This window comes from Streptomyces sp. NPDC058691, from assembly GCF_042714775.1.
Lineage (GTDB): Bacteria > Actinomycetota > Actinomycetes > Streptomycetales > Streptomycetaceae > Actinacidiphila.
In genome coordinates, this window is sequence record NZ_JBHXSO010000078.1 from 21797 (window position 1) to 28112 (window position 6316).

Below are 6316 nucleotides of genomic sequence, written 5' to 3' on the forward strand. Positions count from 1 at the left end.
GAACTCGGACTCGTTCCCGTACTGACTCAACGCAGGTCACCTCACAGCGAGAAGGGGATGTAACACAGGGCGGCGAGGACGATCGCGCCCCAGCCCAGCAGGGCGGGCCTGCGGTACCAGGCGTCGTCGCCCTTCGCGGGCGGCTCGGCCATGCCGGGCGAGGTGGTCCCGTAGACCAGGCCCGCCAGCGACTCGACGGGCTTGGGCCGGGTGAACCACGAGACCAGCACCATCACGACCCCGCCCACGACGAACGCGGCGATGGCGGAGACGAAGTTGGCGCCCTGGTCGCTGGGGATGGAGATGAGGCCGCCCTTGTAGAACCAGAAGTAGTTGACCATCGCGGCCACGGTGCCGCTGAGCAGGCCCCAGAAGCCGGCCGCCGCGGTCGAGCGCTTCCAGAACATGCCGAGGATGAAGACGCAGAACAGCGGCACGTTGAAGAACGAGAAGAGCGTCTGCAGGTAGTTCATGATGTTGCTGAAGGACGAGGCGATGAAGGCCGTGCCCATGCCGATCAGCACGCCGATCGCGGTCACCACACGGCCGGTGGTGACGTAGTACGAGTCCGGCCGGTCCCGCCGCACGTACCTGCTCCAGATGTCGTACGTGAAGACGGTGTTGAAGGACGAGACGTTGGCCGCCATGCCGGCCATGAAGGCGGCCAGCAGGCCGGTGACGGCGATGCCGAGGACGCCGTTGGGCAGCAGGTCGCGCATGAGCACCGGGATCGCGTCGTTGTACTGCAGCCCGCTCGTGCTCTTGCCGATGTCCGGCTCGATGACGAGTGCGATCAGCCCGGGCAGCACGACGATCAGCGGGATGAAGATCTTGGGGTAGGCGGCGATCAGCGGGGTGCGCTGGGCCGCCGAGAGGTTCTTGGCCGACAGGGCGCGCTGCACCTCGGCGAAGTTGGTCGTCCAGTAGCCGAAGCTCAGCACGAAGCCGAGGCCGAGCACGATGGTCAGCCAGTTGGCGCCGAGCGGGTTCTGCGAGCCGATCCCGGTGTCCTGCCAGGCGGACAGGAACGCCGGGGAGTGCGAGTCGGTCAGCGAGTCCCGCAGGCCCGACCAGCCGCCGACCCGCTTGAGGCCGATGACGGTGAGCGGGATGAGCGCGGCGAGGATGACGAAGAACTGCAGCACCTCGTTGTAGATCGCCGAGGACAGGCCGCCGAGGGTGATGTAGAAGAGCACGAAGAGCCCGGCGACGACGATCGCCACCCACTGCGGCCAGCCGATCAGGGCCTCCAGCACGATCGCCATCGCGTAGAGGTTGACGCCGGCGATGAGCAGCGCCGAGACCGCGAAGATGATCGAGCTGAGCAGGTGCGAGGACGGCCCGAAGCGGTGCAGCAGGAACTCCGGCACGGAGCGGACCTTGGAGCCGTAGTAGAAGGGCATCATCACCAGGCCGAGGAAGACCATGGCCGGAATGGCGCCGATCCAGTACCAGTGCACGGTGTAGGCGCCGTACTGTGCGCCGTTGGCCGCCATGCCGAGGATCTCGGTGGCGCCCAGGTTGGCGGCGATGAACGCCAGGCCGGTGACCCAGGCCGGCAGTGAGCGCCCCGACAGGAAGAAGTCCAGGCTCGTCTTGACGGAACGGCGGGCCGCGAAGCCGATGCCCAGGACCACGACGAAGTAGATCGCGAGGATCGAGTAGTCGAGGGCGTTGGTCGGCAGTCGTAGCCCTTCTGCCAGGTGGTTCATGGTGTGATCACTCCCCGCAGCGCCGCTTTCGTTGACGTTGCTGTTTCGTTGTGGTTCATTGTGTTCGGTTCTGTTGGTTGGGTGTGTGTGAGGAGCCCGCAGGGTGAAGAAGACATCGACCCGGCTCGCCGACGGGCGCGAGCTGATCTACTACGACACCCGGGAAGACGCGGTGCACGACGCCGTCGACCGGCGCCCGCTGGACCCGGTGTCCTCGGCCTCCGAGATCCGTCATGACGTCCTGCTGGGCGACTCCGTCGCCATCGCCTCGCACCGCCAGGCCCGTACGTACCACCCGCCCGCGAACGAATGCCCGTTGTGTCCCACGCGTGACGGCCGCCTCACCGAGATCCCCGACGACCACTACGAGGTCGCCGTCTTCGAGAACCGCTTTCCCTCACTCTCGGGAGAACATGGCCGTTGCGAGGTGGTCGTCTTCACCGACCACCACGACACGTCCTTCGCGGGGCTGAGCCCCGAGCGCGCGCGGCTGGTGCTCGACGCCTGGACCGACCGCACCCGCGAGCTGTCCCAGCTCCCCGGGGTCGAGCAGGTCTACTGCTTCGAGAACCGCGGCGAGGAGATCGGCGTCACCCTCGGCCATCCGCACGGCCAGATCTACGGCTATCCCTTCGCCACCCCGCGCACCGAGCTGATGCTGCGGTCGCTGGAGCGGCACAGCGAGGCCACCGGCGGGCGCAACCTCTTCGACGACATCGTCGAACGCGAGCGTGCGGACGGCTCGCGCGTCGTCCTTGAGGGTGAACACTGGACCGCGTTCGTGCCCTACGCCGCCCACTGGCCGTACGAGGTGCACCTCTACCCGCGCCGCCGGGTCCCCGACCTGCTCGGACTGGACGAGGAGGCGCGCGCCGAGTTCCCGGGGATCTACCTGGAACTGCTGCGCCGCTTCGACCTGCTCTTCGGTACGGAAGAGCCGCCGACCCCCTACATCTCCGGGTGGCACCAGGCCCCGTTCAGCAGCCCGCTGCGCCGGGAGTTCGCGCTGCACCTGGAGCTGTTCACGATCCGCCGCACCAAGGGGAAGCTGAAGTTCCTGGCGGGTTCGGAGTCCGGCATGAGCGTCTTCATCAACGACGTGCCGCCGGAGGCCGCCGCGGCCCGGCTGCGGGAGGTCGCCACCGCATGAGGCCGTCCACGGCACGTGCTCAGCACGCCCTCATCGGTCCCCACTACGGTTGCCCCGAGACGGACTCCAGAAAGGCTGTGACCCCGTGAGCAACACCCCGAGCGCCGGCGCCCCCCACGCCGGCGGGAAGAAGGTCCTGGTCACCGGCGGCGCCGGTTACGTCGGCAGCGTCGTGGCCGCCCACCTGCTGGAGGCGGGGCACCGGGTCACCGTGCTGGACGACCTGTCCACCGGCTTCCGGGACGGCGTGCCCGGCGGTGCCGAGTTCGTCGAGGGCCGCGTCCAGGACGCCGGCAAGGTGCTGGACGCCTCCTACGACGCCGTACTGCACTTCGCCGCCAGCTCCCAGGTCGGCGAGTCCGTGGTCAACCCGGAGAAGTACTGGCGCAACAACGTCGCGGGCACCCTGGAACTGCTGGGCGCCATGCGCGAGGCGGGGGTGCGCAAGCTGGTCTTCTCCTCCACCGCGGCCACCTACGGCGAGCCGAAGTCCGTCCCCATCACCGAGGACGACCCGACCCTGCCGACCAACCCGTACGGCGCCTCCAAGCTCGCCGTCGACCACATGATCACCAGCGAGGCCGTCGCGCACGGCCTGGCCGCGGTGTCGCTGCGCTACTTCAACGTGGCGGGCGCCTACGGGGAGTTCGGCGAGCGGCACGACCCCGAGTCGCACCTGATCCCGCTGGTCCTGCAGGTCGCCCAGGGCCGCCGCGAGGCCATCTCGGTCTTCGGCGACGACTACCCGACTCCCGACGGCACCTGCATCCGCGACTACATCCACGTCGCCGACCTCGCCGAGGCGCACCTGCTCGCCGTCGACGCCGCCACCCCGGGCGAGCACCTGATCTGCAACCTGGGCAACGGCAACGGCTTCTCGGTGCGCGAGGTCGTCGAGACCGCACGGCAGGTCACCGGCCACCCCGTCCCCGAGGTCGTCGCCCCGCGCCGGGCCGGCGACCCCGCGGTCCTGGTCGCCTCCGCCGAGCGCGCCAAGGAGCGGCTGGGCTGGCGGCCCTCGCGCACCGACCTCGCGGAGATCGTCCGCGACGCCTGGACCTTCACGCAGGCCCTGCAGAACCGGGAGTAGAGCGACAGTGACAGCGGACGCCTTCCGAACGACGTACGGCACCGGGCCCGAGGGCGTGTGGGCCGCCCCCGGGCGGGTCAACCTCATCGGCGAGCACACCGACTACAACGACGGCTTCGTGATGCCCTTCGCGCTGCCGCACACCACCGTCGCGGCGGTCGCCCGCCGCGCCGACGGACGGCTGCGGCTGCACAGCGCGTCGCCCGACGTCGAGGGCGGCGTGGTCGAACTCCACGTGGACGAACTGGAGCCCGGCGGCGGCGCGGGCTGGGCCGACTACCCCGCCGGGGTGGTGTGGGCGCTGCGCGACGCCGGCCACGCGATCACCGGCGCCGACATCCACTTCGAGAGCACCGTCCCCACGGGCGCGGGGCTGTCCTCCTCGGCGGCGCTCGAGGTGGTGACGGCCGTCGCCCTCAACGAGTTGTACGGGCTCGGAATGGAGCCCTGGCGGCTGGCCCGGCTGTGCCAGCGCGCCGAGAACGTCTACGTGGGCGCCCCCACCGGGATCATGGACCAGACCGCCTCGGCGTGCTGCACCGAGGGCCACGCGCTGTGGCTCGACACCCGTGATCTGTCGCAACGTCAGATCCCGTTCGACATGGCCGCGCAGGGCCTGCGGCTGCTCGTCGTCGACACCCGGGTCACCCACGCCCACAGCGAGGGCGAGTACGGCAAGCGCCGGGCCGGCTGCGAGCAGGCGGCGGACGTGCTGGGCGTCGACGCGCTGCGCGACATCCCTTACGACGGCCTCGACGCGGCCCTGGAGCAACTGTCCGGCGAGCCCGAACTGCGCCCGCTGGTACGCCACGTGGTGACCGAGGACCGGCGCGTGGAGCGGGTCGTCGGACTGCTGGAGGCGGGCGACGCCCGCGCCATCGGACCCGTGCTGACCGAGGGGCACGTCTCGCTCCGCGACGACTTCCGCGTCTCCTGCCCCGAACTCGACCTCGTGGTCTCCGCGAGCACGGAGGCCGGGGCCCTCGGCGCCCGTATGACGGGCGGCGGATTCGGCGGCTCGGCCATCGTGCTCGTCGAGGAGTCGGCCGCGGAGAAGGTCGCCGACTCGGTGCTGGCCGCCTTCGCCGACGCGGGGTACCGCGAACCCCGCGTCTTCACGGCGCTGCCCTCCGCGGGCGCGCGGCGGCTGGCGTAGCCCGACGACCTCCGGCGCACAGGGCGACCTGTGCACCGGAGGTCACAGCCGCGCACCCGGGAAGACAACTCCGCCCGCCCAGTTTTTCCATTCCGGCGCCTTTGTCTGCTCCTGCCCCTAGGCTCTTGAACAGCGCCGGTGGGGGCCGGCGGCATCAGGGGGCGAGACACAAGGGTTCGGCACCTGGCGGAGGACGGCGGCTAGCCCGGCGGCATGCGGCGTCCGCTCCAGGTGCCGGGCCTCAGTGCACCTCAACCTCGTCCGTTGGGGGGAAAGCGCCTAATGCCGGGAGTGGGGCCCGTGGGACGAATCCGTGTTCTCGTCGTGGACGACCACCGCATCTTCGCCGAGTCGCTTGCCGCGGCCCTGGCCGCGGAACCCGATGTGGACGTGTCGGCGGCCGGCAGCGGAGCCGCCGCCCAGCGCTGCCTCGAACGCGCGGCGGCGGATGGCCGCCGCTACGACGTACTGCTGGTCGACGCCGACCTGGGGTCGGTCGCGGGCGCGGCGGGCGTGCGCACGCTGAACGCCGTGGACACCGCCACCGCCTCGACCGCCTCGACCGCCTCCGCCGCCTTTGGCGCCCCCGGCGGCCCTTCGGCCGTCGACGGCATCGCCCTGGTGGAACGCGTCAGGAACGAACACCCCGCCACGCGCACGGTGGTGCTCGCCGAGCGCGACGACGCCCGCCGTGCCGCCCGCGCGCTGCAGGCCGGTGCGTCGGGATGGGTGGCCAAGGACTGCTCGCTGTCCCGGCTGCTGGCGGTCATGCGCGGGGTGCTGCGCGACGAGACCCATCTGCCGCCCGCCCTGCTCACCGGAGTACTGCGGGAGTTGACCGCCGCGCGCCGCCACCGCACGGAGAGCGAACGGCTGGTGGAGTCGCTCACCCCGCGTGAACAGGAGGTCCTGCGCTGCATGGTGGCGGGGCTGGGCCGCAAGGCGGTGGCCGAGCGGCTGTATCTTTCCCCGCACACGGTCCGCACCCATATGCAGAACGTCCTGGGGAAGTTGGGCGTGCACTCGACGCTGGCCGCCGTGGCGCTGGCCCGGCGGGCCGGGGTGCCCCCGGTGGAGGGCGACGGCGGCCGGGTGGGTTCGGCGGCCCCGGCATGACGCGACGGCGGCCCGCCCTCCCCGGAACCGGGAGGGCGGACCGCCGGATCACCGCGGTGTCCTAGCGACCGCCGCCGCCACCGCCGCCGCCA

Annotated in this window: 5 protein-coding genes; 4 read left to right on the forward strand and 1 reads right to left on the reverse strand. The window is 71.1% G+C overall.

Annotation, left to right across the window (positions count from 1 at the left end; translation table 11 throughout):
• Positions 1-41 precede the first annotated feature (41 nt).
• Positions 42-1712, reverse strand: a complete 1671-nt coding sequence (locus ACFWVC_RS35080) for a sodium:solute symporter family protein (protein WP_384296960.1) — start codon at positions 1710-1712, stop codon at positions 42-44.
• 103 nt (positions 1713-1815) lie between these two features.
• Between ACFWVC_RS35080 and galT the strand changes: the two genes are divergently transcribed.
• From galT to ACFWVC_RS35100, 4 genes are all read left to right on the forward strand, one after another.
• Positions 1816-2862 carry a galactose-1-phosphate uridylyltransferase gene (gene galT, locus ACFWVC_RS35085; protein ID WP_384296962.1) on the forward strand — a complete coding sequence of 349 codons (1047 nt, stop codon included), beginning with the start codon at positions 1816-1818 and terminating at the stop codon, positions 2860-2862.
• Between the two features lie 85 nt (positions 2863-2947).
• Positions 2948-3952 (forward strand): UDP-glucose 4-epimerase GalE, encoded by a 1005-nt coding sequence (gene galE, locus ACFWVC_RS35090; RefSeq protein WP_384296964.1) that lies wholly within the window; start codon positions 2948-2950, stop codon positions 3950-3952.
• Between the two features lie 7 nt (positions 3953-3959).
• Positions 3960-5108, forward strand: coding sequence for a galactokinase (galK, locus tag ACFWVC_RS35095; protein ID WP_384296966.1), 1149 nt, complete (start codon positions 3960-3962; stop codon positions 5106-5108).
• A 300-nt stretch (positions 5109-5408) separates the two neighbouring features.
• Positions 5409-6224: a response regulator gene (locus ACFWVC_RS35100; RefSeq protein ID WP_384296968.1), complete on the forward strand. Its 816-nt coding sequence runs from the start codon at positions 5409-5411 to the stop codon at positions 6222-6224.
• Positions 6225-6316 lie beyond the last annotated feature (92 nt).

Excerpts from the sequence above, each read along its gene's own strand:
- ACFWVC_RS35080 (WP_384296960.1), bottom strand. The coding sequence starts at position 1,712 with ATGAACCACCTGGCAGAAGGGCTACGACTGCCGACCAACGCCCTCGAC.